The organism is Pseudomonas mandelii (genome assembly GCF_024138395.1).
Taxonomy (GTDB): Bacteria; Pseudomonadota; Gammaproteobacteria; order Pseudomonadales; family Pseudomonadaceae; genus Aquipseudomonas; species Aquipseudomonas mandelii_E.
Genome location: NZ_JAMYDU010000002.1, coordinates 223335 through 249206, shown reverse-complemented (window position 1 = coordinate 249206; position 25872 = coordinate 223335). Strand labels below are relative to the sequence as shown.

The 25872-nt window shown below is 62.1% G+C and carries 20 protein-coding genes; 10 read left to right on the top strand and 10 right to left on the bottom strand.

Annotation, left to right across the window (positions count from 1 at the left end; genetic code table 11):
• Window positions 1-35 precede the first annotated feature (35 nt).
• From NHU87_RS04480 to tagH, 10 genes are all read right to left on the bottom strand, one after another.
• Window positions 36-1232, bottom strand: coding sequence for an ABC transporter permease (locus NHU87_RS04480; RefSeq protein WP_253546004.1), 1197 nt, complete (start codon window positions 1230-1232; stop codon window positions 36-38).
• The gene (locus NHU87_RS04475) at window positions 1232-1948 is read right to left on the bottom strand and encodes an ABC transporter ATP-binding protein (RefSeq protein ID WP_253546002.1); all 717 of its coding nucleotides are present in this window, start codon (window positions 1946-1948) and stop codon (window positions 1232-1234) included. Before NHU87_RS04475 ends, NHU87_RS04480 begins: the two co-directional genes overlap by 1 nt.
• Complete coding sequence (locus NHU87_RS04470; protein ID WP_301271345.1) at window positions 1948-4992, bottom strand: serine/threonine-protein kinase; 3045 nt, start codon at window positions 4990-4992, stop codon at window positions 1948-1950. The genes NHU87_RS04475 and NHU87_RS04470 overlap by 1 nt, the downstream gene beginning before the upstream one ends.
• The gene (locus NHU87_RS04465; protein WP_253546000.1) at window positions 4989-5720 is read right to left on the bottom strand and encodes a PP2C family protein-serine/threonine phosphatase; all 732 of its coding nucleotides are present in this window, start codon (window positions 5718-5720) and stop codon (window positions 4989-4991) included. Before NHU87_RS04465 ends, NHU87_RS04470 begins: the two co-directional genes overlap by 4 nt.
• The gene (tagF, locus tag NHU87_RS04460; protein ID WP_253545998.1) at window positions 5721-6371 is read right to left on the bottom strand and encodes a type VI secretion system-associated protein TagF; all 651 of its coding nucleotides are present in this window, start codon (window positions 6369-6371) and stop codon (window positions 5721-5723) included.
• Window positions 6368-9868: a type VI secretion system membrane subunit TssM gene (gene tssM / locus NHU87_RS04455; RefSeq protein ID WP_253545996.1), complete on the bottom strand. Its 3501-nt coding sequence runs from the start codon at window positions 9866-9868 to the stop codon at window positions 6368-6370. Before tssM ends, tagF begins: the two co-directional genes overlap by 4 nt.
• Window positions 9865-11163 carry a DotU family type VI secretion system protein gene (locus NHU87_RS04450; RefSeq protein ID WP_253545994.1) on the bottom strand — a complete coding sequence of 433 codons (1299 nt, stop codon included), beginning with the start codon at window positions 11161-11163 and terminating at the stop codon, window positions 9865-9867. Before NHU87_RS04450 ends, tssM begins: the two co-directional genes overlap by 4 nt.
• Window positions 11164-11169: 6 nt before the next feature.
• The gene (gene tssK, locus NHU87_RS04445; RefSeq protein WP_253545992.1) at window positions 11170-12504 is read right to left on the bottom strand and encodes a type VI secretion system baseplate subunit TssK; all 1335 of its coding nucleotides are present in this window, start codon (window positions 12502-12504) and stop codon (window positions 11170-11172) included.
• 15 nt (window positions 12505-12519) lie between these two features.
• Window positions 12520-13026 carry a type VI secretion system lipoprotein TssJ gene (gene tssJ / locus NHU87_RS04440; RefSeq protein WP_253545990.1) on the bottom strand — a complete coding sequence of 169 codons (507 nt, stop codon included), beginning with the start codon at window positions 13024-13026 and terminating at the stop codon, window positions 12520-12522.
• Window positions 13027-13101: 75 nt separating this feature from the next.
• Window positions 13102-14496, bottom strand: a complete 1395-nt coding sequence (tagH, locus tag NHU87_RS04435; RefSeq protein WP_253545988.1) for a type VI secretion system-associated FHA domain protein TagH — start codon at window positions 14494-14496, stop codon at window positions 13102-13104.
• A 405-nt stretch (window positions 14497-14901) separates the two neighbouring features.
• Here tagH and tssA point away from each other — a divergent pair, with 405 nt between their 5' ends.
• From tssA to tssH, 10 genes are all read left to right on the top strand, one after another.
• A complete protein-coding gene (gene tssA, locus NHU87_RS04430; protein ID WP_253545986.1) occupies window positions 14902-15933 on the top strand; it encodes a type VI secretion system protein TssA in 1032 nt (343 codons plus the stop codon).
• An 80-nt stretch (window positions 15934-16013) separates the two neighbouring features.
• Window positions 16014-16523, top strand: a complete 510-nt coding sequence (gene tssB, locus NHU87_RS04425; protein WP_007894500.1) for a type VI secretion system contractile sheath small subunit — start codon at window positions 16014-16016, stop codon at window positions 16521-16523.
• A gap of 15 nt (window positions 16524-16538) precedes the next feature.
• A complete protein-coding gene (gene tssC, locus NHU87_RS04420) occupies window positions 16539-18032 on the top strand; it encodes a type VI secretion system contractile sheath large subunit (RefSeq protein ID WP_253545984.1) in 1494 nt (497 codons plus the stop codon).
• Between the two features lie 233 nt (window positions 18033-18265).
• A complete protein-coding gene (locus tag NHU87_RS04415; protein WP_253545982.1) occupies window positions 18266-18754 on the top strand; it encodes an Hcp family type VI secretion system effector in 489 nt (162 codons plus the stop codon).
• 82 nt (window positions 18755-18836) lie between these two features.
• Entirely contained in the window at window positions 18837-19274 is a 438-nt protein-coding gene (locus tag NHU87_RS04410) for a type VI secretion system amidase effector protein Tae4 (RefSeq protein WP_253545980.1), read from the top strand.
• Window positions 19271-19717: a hypothetical protein gene (locus tag NHU87_RS04405; protein ID WP_253545978.1), complete on the top strand. Its 447-nt coding sequence runs from the start codon at window positions 19271-19273 to the stop codon at window positions 19715-19717. The genes NHU87_RS04410 and NHU87_RS04405 overlap by 4 nt, the downstream gene beginning before the upstream one ends.
• Window positions 19711-20223 carry a type VI secretion system baseplate subunit TssE gene (gene tssE / locus NHU87_RS04400; protein WP_253545976.1) on the top strand — a complete coding sequence of 171 codons (513 nt, stop codon included), beginning with the start codon at window positions 19711-19713 and terminating at the stop codon, window positions 20221-20223. The genes NHU87_RS04405 and tssE overlap by 7 nt, the downstream gene beginning before the upstream one ends.
• Window positions 20220-22079, top strand: coding sequence for a type VI secretion system baseplate subunit TssF (gene tssF, locus NHU87_RS04395; protein WP_253545974.1), 1860 nt, complete (start codon window positions 20220-20222; stop codon window positions 22077-22079). Before tssE ends, tssF begins: the two co-directional genes overlap by 4 nt.
• Window positions 22043-23095, top strand: coding sequence for a type VI secretion system baseplate subunit TssG (gene tssG, locus NHU87_RS04390; protein ID WP_253545972.1), 1053 nt, complete (start codon window positions 22043-22045; stop codon window positions 23093-23095). Before tssF ends, tssG begins: the two co-directional genes overlap by 37 nt.
• Window positions 23088-25766: a type VI secretion system ATPase TssH gene (gene tssH / locus NHU87_RS04385; RefSeq protein ID WP_253545970.1), complete on the top strand. Its 2679-nt coding sequence runs from the start codon at window positions 23088-23090 to the stop codon at window positions 25764-25766. The genes tssG and tssH overlap by 8 nt, the downstream gene beginning before the upstream one ends.
• Window positions 25767-25872 lie beyond the last annotated feature (106 nt).

Genomic DNA, 25872 nt, shown 5'->3' with positions numbered 1-25872 from the left:
TGGCCAGGCTCAGCGCCACGGCGGCGCACAGTAACTTATACATCTCGGATTCCTTCACACGCCTGGATTCGCGCCACTCGCCAGCCACCACAAACTGCCGCCACGGCGCTGACGCCGAGCACGGCCGCCAGGGCCAACGCGTAGTGACGCGCCAGCAGATGGCTGGCGTACTCGCCCGGCATCTGCGCAAATAAATGGTTCAGGCCCGATTGCGCCAGGCCATACAGTCCGGCACTCAACAGGGCGGCAAGGCCGGCGCTGTACAGCGCCTGCACCACCACAAACAACAGCAACGCCGCCGTGGAAAACCCCAGCAGGCGCAACACCGACAACTCTCGGCGCTTGCGTTCGACCGCCGCCAGCGCGCCGGCAAAAATCGCCGCGAACGCTCCCGCCAAGGCCAATCCGGCGATGATCCAGAACACGATCGACAGGTTGCGGCTCAGCGATTGGACCTGGGCGATGGTCTGGGCCTGGGTCGAGACCAGTAGATTCTGTGCAGCGAAGTACTGACGCAGCGGCTCGACATCCTTGAGGCTGCGGGCGTACAGGCGAAACGCCGGATACACCCGCTGCTCCGTCACGCCCACCGCGTCACCTGGCCAACCGAACGCTGGCACGGCGCGACCGTCCCGGTAATCTTCAGCCGCTTCCAGTAACGTCAATGGCGCGAACAATCCGTCCCGGGCGAAGGCTTCCAGCGGCAGAACGTGCAACACCCGGACGCGAGTGCGCTGCGCCTCGCCACGACCAGCCACCTGCCGGCCAAAACTGGCCTCCAGCCAATCACCGGCCTTGGCCCCGAGTTTTTCGGCGGCGGTCTGGCTGAGTAGCACCTGATCCAGCCCTTGGGGCACCGGCAGACTGCCGAGCAAGGGGTCGTGGGCGGCGGTGGGGATCATTTCGACTGTCACCGTCGAAGCGCCAGCGCTCAGATCCGCCGTCGCGGCAATCTGCCGGGTGCGCGGCAAGGCGAAAGCCACGTCGCTGCGCCGGCTCAATTGCTCGATAACCGCGGCATTGAACCGGCCGCCACCCAAGGGAATGATTTCCCGGGTGGCCGGGTCGTTTTCCAAGCGCTCGGTCAAATTGCTGACCAGGCCGAATTTCAAGCCGAACAGCACCAGCAGCGGTGCGACCACCGCCACCAGCGCCAGTATCGAACAGGCCGACAGCCACGCATCGTTGCGGTAATCCTGCCAGGCCAGGGAAGCCACCAGCGCGCTGCGCATCAGCAGGCCTCCCCGAGGGTGGCGGTGACACCGCCATCGACGTCGCGATGACAACTGATGCGCCGCACCTGCAAACCGCTGGCGCGGGCCAGTGACTCGTCGTGGGTGGCGACGACGCAGCACACGCCGTGTTCGCGGGCCTGGGTCACCAGTAACTGCATCACTCGTTCGGCGTTCAGCGGATCGAGGGCGGCGGTCGGTTCATCGGCCAGCAGCAGATGCGGCCCATGGGCCAAGGCGCGGGCGCAACTCACCCGCTGCCGTTGGCCGACGGACAAATCACCCGGCTTTTTGCCCAGTTGATCGGCGATATCCAACGCCCCGGCCAGGCGATCCACACTGCCGTCGTCATTCAAGCCGAGCAGTTTGCGCGACAGGTCGATGTTGCCGCGCACGTCCAGAAAATCCAGCAGGCCACCGGTTTGCAGCACGTAGCCCAAGTGCCGGCGGCGCAGGTCCGCCAAGGCACTTTGCGCATCTGCGCGCCACAGCCCGGTAATGTCCGTCCTGGTTTGGCCGGGCGAAAAATCAAACTGCCCGGCCTGATCCGGAGCCAGCACCAGCGCCAGCAAATCGAGCAACGTGCTTTTGCCACAACCACTGGGACCGACCACCGCCAATTGTTCACCGGCATGCAGTTGCAACCGTGGAATCACCAGGCTGTAGCGCTGGCTGCCGACGCCCCGGTTTTTATGCACTGCGTTCATGTTCAGCATCACGGCAGCGTCGACAATGGAACGCGGTACAAGGCATCCCCCGGTTCGGCATCGCCGAAACGCACCCAGTTGGCCAAGTCGTTGTGGAAGGTTTCGTAGAGGCGGATCTTCGAATCCAGCTCGTCGATAAAATCCTCCTGTTCCGCCACGCTCAACGAAAGCCACAAATCCTGGGTCATGTTCAGCGACTTGCTCCGGTAGGGCAGCCCTTCGAGGTACTCACCCAGAACCCCGCCATCGGCCAGGTTTGCACCCTTGCGCAAGGCCGAGGGATCGCGGCTCATGTAGGCACTGGCGCTGGCAATTTCCTGGAAGAAATTCTTCGGCGAAGTCTGGGTCTTGCGGGCCGCATCGACGATCAGTTTCAGCGATTGCTGCAAGTCGTTGAGCTGCAACTTGGTCAGCATCACGCACACCTGGAATGCCGGCAGTGCCGGGTTGGTCAGGTCGCGGTCGGCGGTCCAGGCGCTGACCAGTTGCGGCGCCTGGCTGGCAGCTTTACGTCCCAGAAAGTCCATGTGCATCGCGTAGCCGACGGCCGCCGATTTGTCGGTCAGGCTCGGCGCGGCGCTCAGCAGCGGCACGGTTTGCGGCTTGTTGCTGCGCACCTGATGCACCAGGTCGGCAAACACCGAACCGATCTCGTCGACCCGCTCGCCGAACTTGCGCACATCGGCGCCCGGCACCGGAATGTACAGGTCGCCGATCTGCGGGTTGGCGTCGGCGGTCAGGGTGCGATATTGGCTTTGCGCACCGCCATGGGTTTTCTTGCCGGCGTCGCTGAGCAAGTGCAAGGCGTAGATCTTGATCTGCTTGCCCAGCGCGGCCTGGCGCACTTCGGCCTCGTTCATTTGCGTGGCGGCATACGGGTCGTTCTTGCGCAAGGCACCGGCATCGGTGACCAACAGGATCAAGCGCCCGCCATAGCCGGACCAGTCCATGCCCTCGACCGCTTCCATCACACCGGCAAACGCATCTTCGTTGAACGAATGGCTAGAGACCGTGGACGCCTTAACCTGCCGCGCCAGGTCCATGAAGCGCTGCGGGTCGCGGCCCTGGTCCAGGGTGATCAAGGTTTTGGCGACGTATTCCAGCCCCGGTGTTTTCTGGATGCTGCTGCGAAATCCCACCAGACCGAAGCTGACGCTGTCCAGCTCGCCGCGTTCGGCGATGCGGGTTTGCAGTTGGTGCACCACGTCTCGGACCTGATCGATGTAGGGCTGCATGGACACGGTGGTATCGACCACCAGCATCACGGCGGTACGGAACGCGTCGGCGTTGGCGGTAGTGATTGGCGTGTTGTTGGCAGCGGCCTTCGGCGCATCACCGGGGTCGATGGACGCCACGTTCAGCAACTGCACCGACTGGCCGTTCTCATCGAAGCTCTCGCGCGAATCGAAAATCGGCAACAGGTAAAACTGATTCTGCGGCACCGCACTGGCGGCCGGTTCCAGAGCCAGTACCTGCTGGTTGTCTTCGCGATTCTGCTGGGCTTTGAGCAACAGGTTTTTTGCAGCCGACGGATCGGCCAATAACCTCTCCACTTCGCCGGGCTGACGCAGGAACATCACCGGCGCACGGCCGGAGCGTTCGGTGAACTTGAGCACCAGGCTTTGCTTCCAGTCGCTGACTTGCGCGGCCGATAACCAGCCGTCACTGCGCCCGTCGGTGGCGGCGCCGACACGCAGCCAAGGGCTGCCATCAACCTCTTTGCGCTGATAGACATAAAGCACCGAGAACGCCGGCAAGGCCTTGTCAGGAGTGGCCCCCGGCTCGCTGGCAAGTTTCGCCCCCGGCTTGCTGAGTACTCGCTGGAACAAGGTTTTCTTGCCGGCCATCAACAGCGGACGCTGACCGCCATCGACCTCCGTTGTCACCGGGGGCTTTACGGGTGGCGCCACGGTTGGTGGCGCACTGGCCGGCGGTGCTGAAACCACCGGCACCTTGGCGTCGGCTTCGACGTCACCGGACAGCCACCAATAACCCGCGCCGCCCAAGGCCAGCGCCACGGCCACCGCAACGATGGCGAGTGCCAACACCGGCCCCTTTCGCTGCTCCGATACCGTGGACGACGGCGTCGGCTTCATAGTCGGCGGAACAGGATTGGGTCGAGGTTGACGCTGCGCGGGGCCGGTCGGTATATCGATGGACACCGGCGTCAGTCCCGCCAGATCATTGCTCCCCGCAATCGGCGATACCGGAATTGGCAATGGCCGGATGGTGGTCGCGTCAGCCGATTCCCCGGGCAGATTATCCAGCGCCTGCAACAGCGCCGCTGCATTCGGGAAACGCTCGGCCGTATCCTTGGCCAACAGCTTGCGCAGCACTTCTTGATAACGCCCGTGGTGCACTGGCAGCTCCGGCAACGGTTCGGTCAAATGCGCCAGGGCCGTGGAGAGTGCGTCGTTGCCGGTATACGGCAGTTTGCCGACGAGGATTTCGTAGAGCACCACGCCCAGGGCATAAAGATCAGCCCGGCCATCAATATCCTGGCCGCGCGCCTGTTCCGGGCTCATGTAACTGGGAGTACCGACGGCGAAACCGGCCTGGGTGAACTGGGTGCGGTCATCCATGGACTTGGCGATGCCGAAATCCGAGAGCACCGCCGTGCCATCGGCACGGAACAGAATGTTCGCCGGTTTGACATCGCGATGAACCAGCCCCAGCCCATGGGCATAGCCCAGGGCCGAGGCGATCTGACGGATATAGATCAGGCCCTGTTCCGGCGTCAGGCCGGCGGCGATGCGCTCCTTGAGCGTGCCGTTGGGCAGGAATTCCATGGCCATGTAATACAGCTCACCGACATGGCCGATGTCATGGATGGTGACCGTATGTGGGTGAGACAGGCGCGCCAGGGTTTTGCCTTCGCGCAGGAATCGCTCACAGAAACTCGGGTCCGCCGCCAGTGCGGCGGCCATGACCTTCAGCGCCACCTTGCGTTCCAGCGAGCGCTGGGTCGCCAGGTAAACGTTGGCCATGGCGCCTTCGCCAATCTCGCCGTCTATGTCATAGCCGGGGATCAGAATGTGCAGGACGGAATTCATGACGGCACCTTCACGACGATGACGGTGATGTTGTCCGGAGCGCCGCGCATCAGGCCCAGGGACACCAGGCTGCTGGCGATTTCCTCTGGCTTGTCGTGGCTCAGCACCTCGCGGATTTCATGATCTTCAACCGTTTTGTTCAGCCCGTCGCTGCACAACAGGTAACTGTCGCCGGGCTTCAACAGCAGCTCGACCATCGCCAGCTCCAGCTGTGCCTGGACGCCGATGGCCCGGGTGACAATATTGGACCGTGGGTGCACCCGAGCCTCGGCTTCACTGAGCAAGCCACTGTCCTGCAGATCCTGAACGTAACTGTGGTCCCGCGAGATGCGTTTGAGCCGGCCGTCACGCAGGCGATACAAGCGGCTGTCACCCGCCCACAGGCACATCCCTCGCAAGTCGCGCGCCGCCAGCACCACCACCGTGCTGCCCATCATCGTCACGCCGCGGTTGGCGGTTTCTTCACGCACGGCGGCGTTGACCCGCAACAGGTCGGTTTTCAACGCCGAGACGTATTCATCCAGCGAGCGGCCCACGGCAATGCTGCGCAGACTGTCGACAATCAGACTGCTGACGTAGTCGCCCGCCGCGTGCCCGCCCATGCCATCGGCGACCACCCACAGGCCTTTTTGCGGCAAGTCCAGGCAAGCGTCTTCGTTAACCTGGCGGACCATACCGACATGGCTCTTGCTTGCAGACTTGAGGATCCTTCCAACGCTTGAATACATCTACACAACACCTTCTTGACCGAGCAAAAATTGCGCAAAATCAGCGGCGGCCGGCAATCCCTGGCACCGCAATAAAGCGGGGGCGATACGCTCCGAACCCTGGCCCCACCACAGGCTTGCGCCTTCGCAGGCCAGTTCGGCAAGCGCGGTCATTCGCGCCTTCGGGTCGGTGGCATCAAAGCGATGCAGGCCGGCAAAACGGCTGCTTGGAGCGCGTGGCAGGTACGCCGGGCTGCCTAGCATCTCCAGTCCTGCACCGAAGGCTTCGAAACTCGCCTCCACGCTCAATGTGCTCAACAGCAATTGCTCGACGTGCTCAAACCAGACATCCGAACCGCCCACCACCGACGCTGGATCAGCGTCGTGATCCAGCAGCACCGCGACGGTCAGCGGAAAATACCGGCCAACCCGATCGATGCTCGGCATCACCACGCCAACGGCGGCCTGCGGCCCACAGACACCGGGCCCGAGCATAAAACGCCACAGCGGGCTGACCAGATAGGCATCCAGCCAACGGTCCCCAAGGCTCTGGCTGGCGAGCAGGCCCGCCGCCAGCCACGAATCCCAGGGGGCGATAAAACTCTGCGGCAAGCCACGGCTGACAAAGTCCCCGCGACTGGCCAGCTTTCCATAAAAGCCCGGCGTGCTCATAAACGCTCCGGAAGGCTGAAACCGCTGAGCACACGGCTCTTGAACGGGTTGAAGGCGCTGTTGGCCCGCAGCTCATAAGAGACGCTGGCGCCGTCGACCCGCAGGCGCAGGTTGAAGCGATCCGGCGAGTTACTGGCGGTCAGGTCCGATTGCTCCAGCAGACGGAACCAGGCCCAAGGCCCGTCCAGGGTGATGCCCGAACGACCGCTGGCTGAAGGCGGCATGATCGAGATCCGCACCACACCAATGCTGCCGGGGTTGGGCCACTGCATGGAGGTGGGGCGGCTCGGGCCGTGGTCGTAGCTCAATTGCTGGCCGTCGAGGTCGAGTAAAAACTGGGTGATGGTGGCGTCCATCGCCACTGGCTTGAGTTCGAAGCGCACCATCGGCTGAGTGCCGCCAGAACGGAAAAACGCATCCCGGATGGTCGCTGCCCGCTGGAAGGTTTGCAGCACGCCGGGGGCGATGCCGAGCTTCTGTGCGGCGCCCGGTTGCCAGCGCCAAGCCTGGGTCGAGGTATCCACGTACGGTTGCAGGTATTTGCGGAAGTAGTTGTCCATCACCCCGCCCACGCCGAAGAACTGGCCGAAATCGTCAAGGGTCGCGTCCCGCGCACTGCCCGGCGACATCGGGTAACGCCCGGCCAGGGACTGGCGATAGATGTTCACCACTTCGCTGGTCCAGGCCGCGTTCAGTTGATTGCGCACCCCGCCCATCATGCTGTTGGTTGTGGAGTTGACCACCGACTTGACCAGACCCTGCACCAGCGGCGGCTGACGTTCGGCGTTGAGGCTGACCCGTGTCGCAGCCGCTGTAGCCTGGTTCTTGGCTTCGCCGAGCAAGGCGTCGCCGCTGGCGCCGACCATGGCGCTGACCTGCACATACAGGGCATTCATGTCGGCCAGCAGGCCGTCGATGGCCGCCGGCTCGCCTTCGCTTTTGCTGACGATGCTGTTGAGTCCGGCAAAATGCGCGGTGACTGGATCGTCACTGGCATCCGGTGTGTTTTGCGCCGTCTGCTCTTGGCCGAGCAAGCTGCCCAAGCGCTCCTTGAGCTTGTCGACCCCACCCTCCACCGGCGCGCCCTTGGCGGCCAGCAGGCGTTCTTCCTGTTGCAGGTCGGTTTCCTTCGCCACCGCCACCAGCAGTTTTTTCAACGGCGAAGTCGGGCCGGAAATCACCCGCAACACATCGGCGGCCTGAGCCACGCTGGTGATTGGCACGAAGTCGATATCCGCCAGCAAGGCGTCCCACTGGCGCTGGTAATCCTGGAAATACAGGCGGCGCACGTCGGCGGCCAGGCTGACAACGTTCTGTTGTTCTGCCTGGTCGTGACCGAGCACCCACTGCTCCTCGGCCAGGGTGCCGGTCTGGTTCAGGCTGGTCAGCAAAAACCCTTGGCGGTAACCCTTGGCCGTGAAGAAGCCGCTCAAGGGTTCGCCCAACGGCTTGCCGCTCTTGCGGCTGAACACCAGCGCGGCATCACGCCCGGCCGCTTCGTTGAGACGAAAGTCCGGGATGCCGTCCGGCAGTTTCTGCCGCTTGACTCGGTCATAGACGCGCTGGGCCACTGGCAGCTGCTGCAATTGCCGGCGCAGGTCGTCGATCAGCCGCGGGTCCAGACGTGCGGTGGGCGGATGGCGCTCGAACAGTGCCTGCAAGTGTTCCTCCAGGGCCAGACGCTGCTCGGCCGGCAAGTCACGCGGCAGGCTGCGATCCCAGTCCAGGGCGATCCACGCCTTGATGAAATCGGCATCGTAATGTTCGCTGTCGGCGAGCATCAGGTAGGCCTTCAAGCCTTCGTAAAGGAAGTCCGAATTGCCGCCGCCGTGCAGTTGCTCTTCGATGCGCGTGAGCAAGCGTGGCGCGAAGACCGCGATCAACAGCTTGCGATAGACGCTGCCAGACTCGGCTTCCAGCATGTCGCCCTGATACAGGCCCAAGCCTTCGGCCCAGCTCGGCGCGTCGTCGGCCAGGTGCTTCACTGCGTTGAGCAATGGCAACACCGCGAGCACGTCCCGTTGTGCCGGGCTGAGGTTCTGCACGGCCTGGCCCAGGGGTGCGACTTTCTGATCGACTTGCGCGATATACGCCTGGTTGGCGCGGTAGCTGACCCACCACAAGGTCCCGACCACCAGCACCAGGGCCACGGTCGAGGCCAGCACACCCCGGGCGATCCACTTGCGCCGACGTTCGACTTTCGGGTTGACCCCCACCAGCCCACGCTCGGCAAAGGCCACGGCGCTGAAGAGTTTTTCAATGAAGTAACTGCGCCCGGTGCCGTTCTGGCGCGCCAGGTGCTGGCGGTCCAGGTTCATGCTCTGGGCCATGGAACCGATCAGCCGGTCAATCGGGCTGCCTTCCTGAGTGCCGCTGGTGAAATACACCCCGCGCAACAGCACCCGCTCTTCAAAGGCGTTGGGTTTGAATACGCCCTCAAGGAAACTTTGCAGGCAATCTTTCAGTGCGCCGAACTGTTGCGGGAAGCCGTAGATCAGATCGCGCCGCGCCGGGTCGCGTTCCTGTTGCAAACGCTCCACCAAACGATCGTTGAGGCGCTGTTCCAGACCGGTGAACTCGCTTTGCAGATGGGCCAGCGGGCTGTCATTGTTTTTACCGTCATCCAGGGCAAAAGTCATACCCCAGACCTGGGCCCGTTCTTCTTTGCTCAGGGTATCGAAATACTCCATGAATCCTGGCACCAGATCGAGCTTGGTCAGCATCAGATAGATCGGAAAGCGCACGCCGAGTTGCGTGTACAGCTCCTGGATACGCAGACGGATCGCGGCGGCATGGGCGGCGCGCTCCGCGTCACTGCCCAGCAGCAGGTCGGAGAGGCTGATGGCGATAAACGCGCCATCGATCGGACGCCGGGCCCGTTGTTTCTTCAACAGGCCGAGAAAACCCAGCCACGCAGCTTTATCGACCGTCGCGTCGCTGTCCTGGGTGGTGTAGCGCCCGGCGGTATCGAGCAGCACAGCCTGATCGGTAAACCACCAATCGCAATTGCGCGTGCCACCGACGCCGCGGACCGCCCCGGCGCCCAACTGCGCCGCCAACGGAAAATGCAGCCCGGAATTGACCAGCGCCGTGGTCTTGCCCGAACCCGGTGGGCCGATGATCACGTACCACGGGAGTTCGTACAGGTTACGTCGCTCGTCACCGCCCAGCTTGGCTTTCTTCAACAGCGCCAAGGCTTCGTCCATGCGTTGGCGCAGGGTTTCGAGCTCCGCAGAGGTGGCAATGCTGGTCGGGTCCGGCGGGGTTTGCGCCGCCAGACTGCGCATCACTTCGGCGGCCTGACGGCGAGCCTGGATGATGCGAAACAGCCGATAGGCGATCCACACCGTGAACACCAGAATGATCAGCGCCCAGCGCCGGCCTTCGGGCACCAGGAATTCGAGCAGCGGCCCGACAAACCAGATGATCAGGCTCAGGGCAATCAACCCCAGCAACGGAATGACCCAGCGGATGATAAAACTGAAAAACACCTTCACTCGACCCCCTCCGCCAACACTGTGATTTCGACCCGACGATTACGTGCGCGGCCCTCTGTTGTAGCGTTCGAGGCCAACGGTTCGGTGTCGCTGCGGCCTTCGGCGCTGAAGCGTTCGGGCTGGCCGGTTTTGGCCGAAAGGATTTGCAGCACCGAAGTGGCTCGCGCCTCGGACAAGGCCCAATTCGATGGAAACCGCAAGGTGGCAATCGGGCGATTGTCACTGTGGCCGGTCACGCGGACCTGACCCTTGACCTTGCGAACGGCATCGGCGATGCGCAGCATCAATGGCTGGAAATTGTCGATGATGCTGGCGCTGCCCGAGGCGAACAGCTCATCGCCACGGATGGTCACCACAGAACGGTCAACAGCATCTTCCACGGCGATCCGACCGGCCTTGATTTCATCGGCGAGGAAGCCCGCCAGGCGGGGACGCTCGATCAGTTTCGGTTGCACCACCGGACGGTCGATTGCCTGCACCGGGATCTCGCCCAGCGCATGGATATTTTTAAACACCGGCTCGGCATCGGCGGCCAGTTTCAAGCGCAGGCCGAACAGCAGTGCCAGCAGCAATGCCACGCCGATGGCCACGGCGATCCATGGGGGCATGAATTGCGCCAGCCGGTCACGGGCCACGGTGACGCCGCGCCAATGGGGCGACAGTTCACGTTCATAATCGCCACGGGCGCTGCGGATAACCGCACTGGTGCGTTCACGCAAGGCTTCCAGTTGGCTGCGACCGTCGTTCATGACCCGATAACGCCCTTCGAAACCCAGGCACATGCACAGGTACAACAGCTCCAGCAGATACAAACGTTCGCGGGGGCTTTGCAGGCAATGTTCCAACAGCTGGAACACCTTCTCGCCGCCCCACGCTTCGTTATGCACGGTGATCAACAGGCTCTGTTTGCCCCAGTCGCTGGCACCACCCCACGGCGTACTCAACACCGCTTCATCGAGGGCGGTGCACAAGGCATAACGGGCCAGCAACACATCGTTGCGCACCACCCCGGCAGCCTCGGCGCGTTCCTCGAACTGGCGCAGGTAGGCCAGCAGTTGCGCTCGCAGGCTCGCCGGTGCCGGGTGGGCAATGGTGTTGCGCAAGCGGGTCAGCAACGCCAGCAACGGGCCAGCCGCGCTCTCCAGGGGGTTGAGACCTTCGGCCGTGCCGGTCAAAAGCGGCGCGGCCGGCATCGAAAGCGGCGCGGGCTGGGCGCGACCAGCCTCCGGACGGACCGGTTCGGCGCCACGGCCGCCGGGTGTCGGCATGAATTGGGTACGATCGTCGTTGCTCATTGCGGTTTATCCTCGGATCGCCCAGAAAGCCAGGTTCAGCCCCGGGAATTGCCCCGCGATGTAGAACGCAAAACCGCCGGAGTTGGCCAGTTGCTGCCAATGCTCGCTGCCCCGGTCCAGTTCGTAATAAGTGGAGCCGGCGTGATACGGGATTTGCCGTGGTGCCACCGGCAGCGGCAGCAGGCCAATACCCGGTAATTGCAGGTTGACCAGGTTGCGGATGTGCTCCACCGAGCCGACCTTGCTCTGTTGGCCGAAGTGGCTGCGCAGGGTTTCGGCAGGCACATCGGCGCGCACCACCAGGATGAAGCTGGCGCTGTCGAGCAGGGCCTTGTCGGCCAGCATCGCCACATGGACGCCGTAGGCTTTTTCGACGATCGGAATCGGCGTGGCCTTGCTGTCGATCAGCATCGACAGCGCCTCACGCAGGGCTTGCATCACCGGCGCGAAACTCAGCGCCAAGTCATCGTGCTGGTACTGCGGGTATTCCTGGGGTCGCCGCCCGGAAGCGGTAAAAGTCGAGAACTCCCCGGCCAGACTCACCAGCTCGCTGTAGAACCGCTCGGGGTGCAACGGGCTCAACTGGCTCAAGTGCTGGATCAGCGGCTGGGCACGGTTGACCAGTTGCAGCAGCATGAAATCGGCAATCTCCGAGGCGCCACCGGCACCGGACGCCACCACCCGCCCGGCGAGGGCTTCGCCGCGCTGATGCAGCAGGCCCAGCAGTTCGCTGCGAAACGCGGCCAAGGGTTTGGAGGCGACTACATCCAGCAGCGGCGGGATGTAAGTGTCGTCGAGCACCAAGGCTCGGTCGGCGCGTTTCTCCTTGATTCGTACCAGGCCAATGGCGGCGTAGTCGCTGATGCCATCCTGGGCAACCAATAATCGCAGCGCCCTCGAACCCACGGCCACCGGGGCCTGGTTTTCGAATGGCGCGTTGTCGTCCCGTACTTCGCGCACCTGGCTCACGTAGCGCGCAGCGCCCAGGGCTTCGCCTTCGTCAACGGTGTCACGCGCGCCGGCACGCTTGAGCGGCAAGGCCAGGTACACCAAACCATCGCGCAGGTGGTCATCGACATTCAGCGGGCTCGGCGCCAGGTCATCCTGGGGAATGTTGAATGGCGTACCATCCGGCAACAGGCCCCGCGCCGCGATGATCGCCAGTTTGCCCTGGGCCAGCAGACCTTGATCGATCAGCAATTCGGAGAAACCCCAGGCGCCGGCCGATAACGGGCGGCTGCGGGCGTCGATGAGGTTTTCCAGGTATCGGTCATGCTGCTGGAAGTGCTGCGTTCCAATGAACATGCCTTCCGACCAGACCACACGATTGTTCCAGGACATGGGGGCTCCGATTGCTTATTGGGCAGGGCTGGATGGGGCAACCACGACGGCGCCGCGCACGGCTCGCACGTCGAGGCTGATCTGGTATTCGGTGTATTGGCGCGGCGGGACATTCATCACCGCGCGCCACAACGACTGATCCAGCTCGCGATACCCCACCAGTACGCCGATATGGCGGGTGGCGGGGTCGAGGTCGCGCTGCAGGCTCAACTGCTGGCCGGGCTGGATCAGCACTTCGTCCTGGTCGATCAGGTCTGCGCCGAGCGTCGCCTGGGCGCGTTCGGCCAGTGCGAAATAATCGGAACGGTCGAAGGTGGCGGCATTTTTCAGTTCGAAAATACGCACCCGGACCGGGGCTGGCTGGCCAGTGGCGCCGGGGTTGAGCCCGGCAATGGCGTGAAAGTGCAACTCGACGGCGGCAGTGTCGGCTTCAGCCTCTTCGGGCTGGGGTTTGGCCGTATCCTTGGCACATGCGGTCAGCAGAAGCGCGGTGGCGACTGCGAGTAAAAACCTGGGAATCATCCTGCGTCCTCAATGACGTTTCAGCTATCCGTTGTTCCATTTTTTGCCATGAATCGCGTTATGCAATAGCGACGCTCAACCGCGGCGCTGCCTTGTGCTGTGTGCTTCGTAGGCGCGGCTGAATTCCCGACCGAACAGGTCGTGGAAATCCTCTTGGGCCTCGCGGGAAATATTGCTGTAGAGCTCGGTGAACTGCTGCCAGTACTGGGCCTGTCGCGAGCCATTGAAAATGCTCGACAGGCCACCGGGCTTGCCCATGCGCTCTTCCAGTTGCGCAGGCTCGAAGCGCGCCAGCAGGTGCTTGATCGCAGCTTCCACGCCGGCCATCACCGCCAATTGGTGGGCACGCAAGTCATCGAAGCTGTCGCGCACAGCCAGGTCCGGCGCCATGAACGCCTGATTGCTGTGGCGCAACAGCAACAGCAAGGCCTCATCGACGTTGGGAGCGAATTTCAGCGGGTTGTTTTCCACCGGTTGAATCATCGTCTGCTGAATGCGGAACTCGCCCTTGAGGCTGCTACGGGCGCGCAAGACATCGATCAGGCCTTCAACCATCAGCCGATAACTGCGGCCGATGCTTTCCATTTGCGCCTCGGCCTGAGCCTTGTCCAGGCGCACTTGATCCAGTCCGGCACCGCGCAGAAAGGCTTGCAACAGATCGGGTTGAGAATTGTCGGCCGGGTTGACCGGGCGTTCGACTATGGCCACGGGCGGTTCGCAAAGGGGTGCCGGTTCGATCGGTACGCTGATGTGAGGCACGGGTGGCGGCGCAACCTCTGCAACAGGCAAAGGGGCGACCGCCATCGGCGCAGGCTCGCTGAACAGATCCCAATCTTCCGGAATCAGTGGGGTCGGTGTCTGCGGCGCGGGCCCCGCCACGGGTGTTGGGTCGGGGATCGGGGTCGGTGGGCGGAAGTCGTGCTGTTCGGCCGGGACATGGTCGGGCTGGGTGGCCGGCGGGACACTGGTCGGTGTCAGAAAGTCGAACAGGTCCGGCATCGTGTCCATGGCCGATACGCCCTGGAAATGTGCAGGTGGTGTCTGGGGCAACGACATCGGTGTATTCACGACGGCGCCCTGACGCCCTATCAGGGCCTCGAAGCTGCTGGACGAATCAGCGAAAGGGTTGCCGTCGGTCAGCGGCAGACTGAAATCGATACGCGCCTGGATTTCATAATCACCGATACGGATAACTTCGCCATCTTGCAACGGCTCGCTGTTTCCCTTGCGCAGACGAATACCGGCCTTGACCAACTCCACACCGTTGGTGCTGTTATCGGTTAAGTAATACCGGCCATCTTTGTATTGAATAACGCAATGTTTTCCGGAGACCAAACGCTCTGGATCGGGCAATACCCAGTCATTATCAGAATTACGGCCAATTGCCATCACTCCCTGATCCATGGATTTTTCAGAGCACTGGCCAGGGGTAATCTTGTGATAACTAGTGATAGTCAAACACAGCGACATCTTGCCTCCTTGCTGAACACTTTGCGCGCGGGCGAATCGGGATTCATTCCCGCCAGACTCGCTCCGTCAACCTTGCAAAAACAACCTGAAATCGGTTTTTTAACAGCATGATTGCTGATCTTAACCGGCCTGCGTGACAAAAAACCTGTTTCAGTGCCTGCCTCGACCCATCGGTCGCGCGGGTTGTTAAGCACCTCACATCTGTCACACAGAGGAAATAGCTTACCTTGACAAGCCACAAGTACTACACCAAAAATGCAGAACTTCTTGAATATAAATGATGGCACTTTAAGATCATCAAAAATCTAAAAGGCCATTACACTCAAGGAAACATGTGAAGTTCCATCTGGAACTAACATGTGAACGGCCCGACTTTGTCAGCGGGCGATAGGGAGATCAAATTCAGTGGAAGTGCTTTCGCTGCTTGCCGCCGTTTCCGCGACTTCGCCGTGTGGCGAAGATCTGGAATACGACGCGGATTTTTTGCGCCTGGAACGCGATTCCCAAGGCCAGCCCGAGCGCAGCATGGGCGATTCGATATTGCCCGCCGCCCCCCCTGAATGGCGCAGCATCCAGCAGCAAAGCCTGGATTTGTTGCAACGCAGCAAAGACCTGCGTGTCACCCATTTCCTATTGCAAAGTTCCCTTGCCCTCGAAGGCGTCACCGGCCTGGCCCGCGTCCTGACGCTGATCAGCGAATTGCTCAAGCAGTACTGGGCCGACCTGCATCCGCGCCTGGATGCCGAAGACAACAATGACCCCACCGTGCGCATCAATGCCCTCGCCGGCCTGACGTCCGATGCCACCATTCGCCTGCTGCGCGAAAGCATCCTGGCCCGTTCGCGAACCTTTGGTGCTGTCAGCCTGCGCGCCGCCGCCAATGCCAGCGGCCTGCAAAGCTTCCCTGACGAAAACCTCGGTGCCGAGCAACTCGCCGGGGCGTTCCTGGACAGCGATCCCGAACAGTTGGAAATCACCCGCGCAGCGTTGCACGAGGCCCGCAGCGTCGCCGAGGCCATCGAGCAGCAGGTCAGCGAACAGGTCGGTTCCGCCCAGGGCGTCGACCTTGGCCCGTTGAAGCAACCGCTCAAAATGGCCTTGCAGATTCTCGGCCAATTCGCCCCGCAGAGCGGCGACAGCGCCCTGCCCGATGCCATCCACGACGACAGTTCCGCGCCCGCTGAATACACCGCCGCACCGAGCGCACCGCGCGGCACTGGCACCACCAGCGGCGAAATCAACAACCGCGACGAGGTGCTGCGCAGCCTGGACCGGATTCTTGCGTATTACACCCGCCATGAGCCCTCCAGCCCGCTGCCGGTGCTGTTGAATCGGGCGAAGAATCTGGTGCACGCCGACTTCGCGGCCATCGTGCGAAACCTGATTCCCGACGGCATGAGCCAATTTGAAAACCTGCGCGGACCAGACAGCGAATAAAAGCGTACGGATCACGCAGTCACGTCACCGGCACCGCCGATGACGCCAACACCGTCGCTTGAGCGACCAGGAGCAGCAACGTGGCGAAGCAAAGTTCTCAGAAGTTCATCGCGCGCAACCGCGCGCCTCGAGTGCAGATCGAGTACGACGTCGAGCTCTACGGCGCCGAGAAAAAGGTCCAGTTGCCCTTCGTCATGGGCGTCATGGCGGACCTCGCCGGCAAGCCTGCCGAGCCTCTGGCGCCTGTGGCCGATCGCAAGTTCCTCGAGGTGGATGTCGACAACTTCGACTCGCGCCTCAAGGCCATGCAGCCACGCGTCGCGTTCCACGTGCCGAACGAGCTGACCGGCGAAGGCAACCTGAGCCTGGACATCACCTTTGAAAGCATGGACGACTTCAGCCCGGCCGCCGTGGCGCGCAAGGTCGACTCGCTGAACAAGCTGCTCGAAGCGCGCACTCAACTGGCCAACCTGCTGACCTACATGGACGGCAAGACCGGTGCCGAAGAAATCATCATGAAGGCCATCAAGGATCCGGCGCTGCTCCAGGCGCTTGCCAGTGCGCCGAAGCCAGCCGAGCCTCAGGCTTAATCAGGACGAATGATCATGACCGATTCAGTACGTGCAGACGCTCAGAAACTGGGCACCACCGAAGAAGCCAGCGAGTTCGCCTCCCTGCTGCTGCAAGAATTCAAACCCAAGACCGAACGCGCTCGCGAAGCCGTCGAGACCGCCGTGCGCACCTTGGCCGAACAGGCCCTGGCGCAGACCGACCTGGTGTCCAACGACGCCATCAAGTCGATCGAATCAATCATCGCCGCCATCGACGCCAAGCTCACCGCCCAGGTCAATCAGGTCATCCATCACCCGGAATTCCAACAACTGGAAAGTGCCTGGCGTGGTTTGCACTACCTGGTCAACAACACCGAGAGTGACGAGCAGCTAAAGATTCGTGTGCTCAACATCTCCAAGACCGACCTGCACAAGACCCTGAAGAAATTCAAGGGCACTGCGTGGGACCAGAGCCCGATCTTCAAGAAGATGTACGAAGAAGAATACGGCCAGTTCGGCGGCGAACCTTACGGTTGCCTCGTGGGCGATTACTACTTCGACCAGTCGCCGCCGGATGTCGAGTTGCTGGGCGAGTTGTCGAAAGTCTGCGCCGCCATGCACTCGCCGTTCATCGCTGCGGCATCGCCGACCGTGATGGGCATGGGCTCGTGGCAGGAACTGTCGAACCCGCGCGACCTGACCAAGATCTTCACCACCCCGGAATACGCCGGCTGGCGCTCGCTGCGCGAATCGGAAGACTCGCGCTACATCGGCCTGACCATGCCGCGCTTCCTCGCGCGTCTGCCGTATGGCGCCAAAACCGATCCGGTGGAGGCCTTCGCCTTCGAAGAAAGCACTGACGGTGCCGACAGCTCCAAGTACACATGGGCCAACGCCGCTTACGCGATGGCGGTGAACATCAACCGCTCGTTCAAACACTTCGGCTGGTGCTCGCGCATTCGTGGCGTGGAGTCTGGCGGTGAAGTGGAAAACCTGCCGGCGCACACCTTCCCGACTGACGATGGTGGCGTGGACATGAAGTGCCCGACCGAAATCGCCATTTCGGACCGCCGTGAAGCAGAACTGGCGAAGAACGGTTTCATGCCGCTGCTGCACAAGAAAAACACCGACTTCGCCGCGTTCATCGGCGCTCAGTCGTTGCAGAAACCGGCCGAGTACGACGACCCGGATGCCACCGCCAACGCCAACCTGGCCGCGCGCCTGCCGTATCTGTTCGCCACCTGCCGTTTCGCCCATTACTTGAAGTGCATCGTGCGCGACAAGATCGGCTCCTTCAAAGAGAAGGACGAAATGCAGCGTTGGTTGCAGGACTGGATCCTCAACTACGTCGACGGCGACCCGGCGCACTCCACCGAAACCACCAAGGCCCAGCACCCATTGGCGGCAGCCGAAGTGATCGTCGAAGACGTGGAAGGCAACCCGGGGTACTACAACTCCAGGTTCTACCTGCGCCCGCACTATCAGCTTGAAGGTCTGACCGTGTCGCTGCGCCTGGTATCCAAGCTGCCTTCGGCCAAAGGCGCGTAAAAATCTGCAGAGGCACGCTTGTGTGGGAGCCGGGCTTGCCCGCGATGGCATCAACGCGGTCCGGCTGAAAACCGCAGTGCCTGCATCGCGGGCAAGCCCGGCTCCCACAGGCTCTGTGCCTTGACTGGCATTTGGGACAGGCCCGAGAAGCGTGATTCTGCAAGAGCGTTGAACAGATTTCGCAAGGTCGGCGTTAACCAAACAATGTGGTAGAGACCACACAGGGAGAAAACATGGCTGTTGATATTTTCATCAAGATCGGCGACATCAAGGGCGAGTCCATGGACAAGGCCCACAAGGACGAAATCGACGTCTTGAACTGGAGCTGGGGCATGGCTCAGTCCGGCAACATGCACGTGGGCAGCGGCGGCGGTGCCGGCAAGGTGAATATCCAGGACCTGTCGCTGACCAAGTATGTCGACAAAGCCTCACCGAACCTGATGATGCACTGCGCCAGCGGCAAGCACATCGACAAGGTCAAGCTGACCGTGCGCAAGGCCGGCGGCGAAAGCCAGGTCGAGTACATGATCATCAATCTGGAAGAAGTGTTGATCACCTCCCTGAGCACCGGCGGCTCGGGCAGCGATGATCGCCTGACCGAAAACCTCACCCTGAACTTCGCCAAGGTGCTGGTGGACTACCAGCCGCAAAAGGCCGATGGCACCAAGGAAGGCGGGCCGGTCAAGTTCGGCTGGAACATCCGCCAGAACGTCAAGGTGTAATCGAACATGCCCCCGCCGTTATACGTCGGGGGCATTTTGGTGCTTGCTCGAATCCAATCCTTTCCCATCCGGTGTCTGAGTCATGGCCAAGCCTTCGTTTATTAATTTGTGGAGCAGCTATCCCACCGTCAAGGATCCCTGCGACCAGCCTTGGGGCAACCAGTGCGCGATTCGCATGAGTGTCGCGTTGAATGGCGAGTTGACAATCAAGGTCAACAAGTCGACCTATACCGATCCCAAATGCAAGCATGACCATGCCCGTGGCGCCGAGTCCCTGGCAAACTGGCTCTGGCGACATCATTTAGGGCGTCCGACCATTCTGAGTGGTAGCGCAGCCGATCGGCTGACACTCAGCCAGAAGACCGGGATCATCTTTTTCAAGGATTGCTTTGCCCGTGCACAAGAGTCTGAAGGCCAACGTTCAGGCGACCACATCGATCTATGGAATCGTGGCCGAACCAAAGGCTTCTTTGATGGTGACTTCCTTTCCAGACAGGTCTGGTTCTGGGAGTTGACATGATAGGACCAACGCTACGGGCCACACTCCTGTGCAGCCTGTTGATCAGCTTGAATGCCTGCGCTGAAACCGACCCCGATCAACTCGACGCACCTGCTCGCACTCAAGGAACATTCGCGGGCCAGGCACTTAAGCTGGTCGACCTGAACGGTCAATGCGCAGTCCTCAAACCTGATCAGACTCATCTGGAACTGGGTATGGAATGGCCGTGCTATTTCAACCTGAACCCAAAGGGTGAATTGCGGGTAGAAATGTTCAAAGGCGTTCCGATCTTTCTAGTCGAACGGAGCATGCCCGAACCAGCGCCCAGTCGGGACTGCGATACAAAATCCCAGGCTGTGCGCAAGATCAATGGTGTTCTGGAAGCCTCGTCAGTCAACCCCAGCGCCATGTGCGGGCTTGGCCAGCAAGATCAGAAAATGTTTACGGCGCTATTCCGGTGGTAACCGAAATCGCCACCCGCGATCGCCTGCAACCGTCCCTGCTGGACCGGTTGACCGACGACGACCCGAGCAACCTCAAGGAAAGCGCCGACAAGCGCGTGCTCTCCCTGACCCAACTCAAAGCCTCAGTGCTGCGTGACCTGGCGTGGCTGCTCAACACCACTTCGTTGCTCAGCGCCGATGCGACGTTGCACACCCCGGCCGGCACGTCGGTGGTCAACTTCGGGCTGCCAGCTCTGGCCGGCAACAGTGTGTCGAACGTCGATATCGCGGCGCTTGAAGCGTTGATCCACCAGGCCATCGCCACGTTCGAACCGCGGATTCTGCGTAACACTTTGCGCGTGCGGGCCCGGGCATCCGCCGAGATGAACCACAACGCCCTGAGTTTCGAGATCGAAGGCGATCTTTGGGCGCAGCCAGTGCCGCTGCGCCTGATGCTGCAAACCGATCTGGACCTGGAATCCGGCCATGTGCGAGTGGTCAACGCCGAACAGCGGAGACGCCCATGAATCCGCGCCTGCTGGAACTGTACAACCAGGAATTGCATCACGTGCGCGAAAGCGCGGCGGAGTTCGCCCAGGAATACCCGAAAATCGCCAGTCGGCTGACATTGTCCGGCATGGACTGCGCCGACCCGTACGTCGAGCGTTTGCTGGAAGGGTTCGCCTACCTGACGGCGCGGGTACAGCTCAAGCTGGATGCCGAATACCCGACCTTTACTCATAACCTGCTGGAAATCGCGTACCCCCATTACCTGGCTCCGACACCATCGATGACCGTGGTGCAATTGCAGGCCGATCCTGATGAAGGCTCGCTGAGCAGCGGCTTCCCCCTACCCCGGGACACGGTTCTGCGCGCCTCCCTGGGCCGCGAAACCCAAACCTGCTGCGAGTACCGCACCGCCCACGCGGTGACGTTGTGGCCGTTGCAGGTCAGCCGGGCCGAGTACTTCGGCAACCCGTCCGCCGTGCTCGGGCGCCTGGCCGCCAGCGAACCCAAGGCCAAGGCTGGTCTGCGCCTGACCCTGCGCACCGGCGCCGAACTGCCGTTCAACAGTCTGGCCCTGGACAACCTGCCGCTGTACCTCAGTGGCGCAGACGAGCAGCCCTTCCGCCTCTACGAACAGCTACTGGGCAACGCCTGCGCCGTGTTCGCCCGTCAGCCCGGCGGTAATTGGGTGGAACGCCTGCCGCAGGATGCACTGCGTTCCGTGGGATTTGACGATACCGACGCCGCGCTGCCCGTGGTCTCGCGGGCCTTCCAGGGCTATCGCCTGTTGCAGGAATACTTCGCCCTGCCCCAGCGCTTTCTGTTTGTCGACTTCACCCAGTTGAGCCGGGCGGTCAAACGCTGCGACGGCCAGGAACTGGAATTGATCGTGCTGTTCGACCGTCACGATCCGAGCCTGGAAGGCAGCGTCGGAGCCGCGCAGTTCCTGCCCTTCTGCACCCCGGCCATCAATCTGTTTCCCAAACGCCTGGATCGCATTCACTTGTCGGAACGGGTCAATGAACACCATGTGATCGCCGACCGCACCCGGCCGATGGATTTCGAGATTCATTCCCTGACCACCCTTACTGGTCACGGCACCGGGTCGGAGCAGTCTTTTTTGCCGTTCTATGCGGTACGCGATCCGTCTCGCTACGGCCGCGATCAGGCCTGGTACACGGTGCGGCGCGAACCCCGCGTGCTGTCCAGCGGCCAGCGGCGCAACGGCCCGCGCTCGACTTACATCGGCAGCGAAACCTTCGTCAGCCTGGTGGACAGCCAGCAGGCGCCTTATCGCCACGACCTGCGCCAATTGGGCGTAACGGCGTTGTGCACCAACCGCGACCTGCCGCTGTTCATGAGCGTGGGCAATAGCAAGACTGATTTCACCCTGGCCGACAGCGCACCTGTCGCGGCGGTACGCTGCGTGGCAGGCCCGAGCCGCCCTCGCGCCAGCCATGCCCACGACGCCAAGGCGTGGCGGTTGATCAGTCAGCTGTCGCTGAATTACTTGTCCCTCAGCGAACAAGGCCAGGGCGCCGCCGCTCTGCGCGAACTGCTGCGCCTGTACGGCGACAGCAACGACGCGGCGTTGCAATTGCAGATCGAAGGCCTGCGCGAAGTCAGCAGCAAGGCCTGCACCCGACGCTTGCCCATGCCGGGCCCGATTGTGTTTGGTCGGGGCCTGGAGATCACCCTGGAATTCGATGAGAACGCGTTTCGCGGCACTGGAGTCTTCTTGCTCGGTGCAGTGTTCGAGCGCTTCCTGGCACGCTACGTGTCGATCAACAGTTTTACCGAGACGGTGATCCGTACCACCGAACGCGGCGAGATCATGCGATGGAAAGCCAAGCCCGGACGCCGTCCGACCCTGTGAGTACTCTGGACGCGATGCACCAGGAGCCCTGGGAATACGACTTCTTCCAGGCGTTGCGGCGCATCGAGTGCGAATCGCCTGAACTGCCGCGGCTGGGCCATTCGTTGCGCCTGGCCGATGATCCGCTGCGCCTTGGGCAACAGGCCGATTGCACCTTCGCCCCGGCGACCCTGGCGTCGGTACAGCCGGGTATCGACGGTGCGCCGGCGCGCCTGGAGCAATTCTTTTTCGGCCTCGGCGGGCCCAACGGCCCATTGCCGCTGCACCTCACCGAATATGTGCGCGAACGCCAGCGCAACAACGCCGACAGCACCAGTAAACGCTTTCTGGATGTGTTCCATCACCGCCTGCTGAGCTTGTTTTACCGCGCCTGGGCCGAAGCGCGGCCAACGGTCAGCCATGACCGCCCGGACGATGACTACTGGTCGGCACGCCTGGCGGCACTGAGCGGTCGGGGCATGCCGAGCCTGCTCAAACAAGGGCTGATCCCCGACACGGCGAAGTTGCATTACAGCGGTCACCTGTCGGCACAAACCCGCTACCCGGACGGTTTGAAGGCCATTCTCAGCGAGTACTTCGGCCTGCCGGTGGAGATCGAAGAGTACGTCGGCCAATGGCTGGAGCTGCCGGAGCGCAGCCGCGTCGGCGTCAGCGCCCATCAATTGGGCGTGGATTTTTGTCTGGGCCGTTACGTCTGGGATCGCCAGCACAAATTCCGCATTCGCCTGGGGCCACTCAAGCTGGATGACTACATGGGCATGCTGCCCGGTAGCCAACCCTTCAATGAGCTGGTGGCCTGGGTGGCCGAATACCTGGGCCATGAACTGGACTGGGATCTGAACCTGATTCTGAAACAGCGCGAAGTACCGGCGTTGCAACTCAATCGCCAGTTCCGCCTGGGTTTCAATACCTGGCTGGGTCAGCCCGAAAAAGATGCCAAGGATTTAATCCTGGCCCGGCACTACGCCGAGCAGGCCAACACCTCACAGATCTCAAGGAGCCAAGAGCATGGGTGAAATCAGTCGCGCCGCGTTGTTCGGCAAACTCAACAGCGTGGCCTACAAAGCCATCGAAGCCGCCACCGTGTTCTGCAAGTTGCGCGGTAACCCTTATGTGGAGCTGGCCCACTGGTTTCATCAGTTGCTGCAACTGCAGGACTCGGACCTGCACCGCATCATCCGCCAGTTCAACATCGAGCCGGCGCGCCTTGCCCGGGATCTGACCGAAGCCCTCGACCGTTTGCCACGGGGCTCGACTTCAATCACTGATTTGTCCTCCCACGTGGAAGCAGCCGTGGAACGTGGCTGGGTCTACGGCAGCCTGATGTTCGGCGAAAGCCAGGTGCGTACCGGTTACCTGGTGCTGGGCATCCTCAAGACGCCGAGCCTGCGCCATGGACTACTGGGGCTGTCGGCAGAGTTCGACAAGATCAAGGTCGAAGCTCTGAGCGAGCGTTTTGACGAATATGTCGGTGACTCGCCGGAAAATGCGCTCAGCGCCAGCGATGGTTTCAACGCGGGCAGCGTGCCCGGTGAAGCCAGCGACGCCATGGCCCCAAGCGCCATGGGCAAGCAGGAAGCGCTCAAGCGTTTTACCGTCGACCTCACCGAGCAGGCCCGCAGTGGCAAGCTTGATCCGATTGTCGGCCGCGACGAAGAGATCCGCCAACTGGTGGACATCCTCATGCGCCGTCGGCAGAACAACCCGATTCTGACCGGTGAAGCCGGCGTCGGTAAAACCGCCGTGGTCGAAGGTTTTGCCCTGCGCATCGTCGCCGGTGACGTGCCGCCGGCGCTCAAGGACGTGGAACTGCGCAGCCTCGACGTCGGCCTGTTGCAGGCCGGCGCGAGCATGAAAGGTGAATTCGAACAGCGCCTGCGCCAGGTCATCGAAGACGTCCAGGCCTCGCCAAAACCGATCATCCTGTTTATCGACGAAGCCCACACGCTGGTAGGTGCCGGTGGCGCCGCCGGCACCGGGGACGCGGCCAACCTGCTCAAACCGGCCCTGGCCCGGGGCACCCTGCGCACCGTGGCCGCCACGACCTGGGCCGAGTACAAGAAGCATATCGAGAAAGACCCGGCCCTGACCCGCCGCTTCCAGGTGGTGCAAGTCGCCGAGCCGTCCGAAGACAAGGCGCTGCTGATGATGCGCGGCGTAGCCTCGACCATGGAGAAACACCATAAGGTGCAGATCCTCGACGAAGCCCTGGAAGCCTCGGTCAAGCTGTCCCATCGCTACATCCCGGCGCGCCAGTTGCCGGACAAATCCGTGAGCCTGCTGGACACCGCTTGCGCCCGGGTCGCCATCAGCCTGCACGCCGTGCCGGCCGAAGTGGACGACAGCCGTCGTCGCATCGAGGCGCTGGAAACCGAACTGCACATCATCGCCCGCGAGCACGCCATCGGCATCGTCATCGGCGCCCGCCAGAGCAACAGCGAAAACCTGCTGGCCGCCGAGCGCGGACGCCTGGCCGAACTCGAAAGCCGCTGGGGCGAAGAGAAAACCCTGGTGGACGAACTGCTCGCCACCCGCGCCACCCTGCGCGAAAGCGTCGGTGTGGTAGACCGCGACGTTGGCAGTGAAGACAGCCACGTCCTGCGCGAGAAACTGGTGGACCTGCAACAGCGTCTCACCGCTCTGCAAGGGGAAACCCCGCTGATTCTGCCGACGGTCGATTACCAGGCCGTGGCCTCGGTGGTCGCCGACTGGACGGGTATTCCGGTGGGCCGCATGGCCCGTAACGAACTGGAAACCGTACTCAACCTCGACCAGCACTTGAAGAAACGCATCATCGGCCAGGACCACGCCTTGCAGATGATCGCCAAACGCATCCAGACCTCTCGCGCCGGCCTCGATAACCCGAGCAAACCGATTGGTGTGTTCATGCTCGCGGGCACCTCCGGCGTGGGCAAGACCGAAACGGCCCTGGCCCTGGCCGAAGCCATGTATGGCGGTGAGCAGAACGTCATCACCATCAACATGAGCGAATTCCAGGAAGCTCACACCGTGTCCACCCTCAAGGGCGCGCCACCGGGCTACATCGGCTATGGCGAAGGCGGCGTGCTGACCGAAGCCGTGCGGCGCAAACCCTACAGCGTGGTGCTGCTGGACGAGGTGGAAAAAGCCCACCCGGACGTGCATGAAATCTTCTTCCAGGTGTTCGACAAAGGCGTGATGGAGGACGGCGAAGGCCGGGTGATCGACTTCAAGAACACCTTGATCCTGCTGACCACCAACGCTGGCACCGAGTTGATTGCCCGCGTCTGCAAAGACCCGCAAAACGTGCCCGAGCCCGAAGAAATCGCCAAGGCCTTGCGCCAGCCGCTGCTGGAGATTTTCCCGCCGGCCTTGCTGGGCCGCTTGGTGACCATTCCGTACTACCCGCTCAGCGACGAGATGCTCAAGGCCATTACCCGCCTGCAACTCAACCGCATCAAAAAGCGCGTGGAGAACACCCATAAAGTGGCCTTCGATTACGACGACGCGGTGATCGACCTGATCGTCTCGCGCTGCACCGAAACCGAAAGCGGTGGGCGAATGATCGACACGATTCTGACCAACAGCCTGCTGCCGGACATGAGCCGCGAGTTCCTCACCCGCATGCTCGAAGGCAAAGCGCTGGCAGGCGTGCGGATCAGCGCCCGGGATAACGAATTGCACTACGACTTCAGCGACGCCGCATAGCCCCTGGAGGAATGCGGTCACTGTGGGAGCTGGCTTGCCTGCGATAGCGGTGTATCAATCGGCATCAATGCTGAATGTCACACCGCTATCGCAGGCAAGCCAGCTC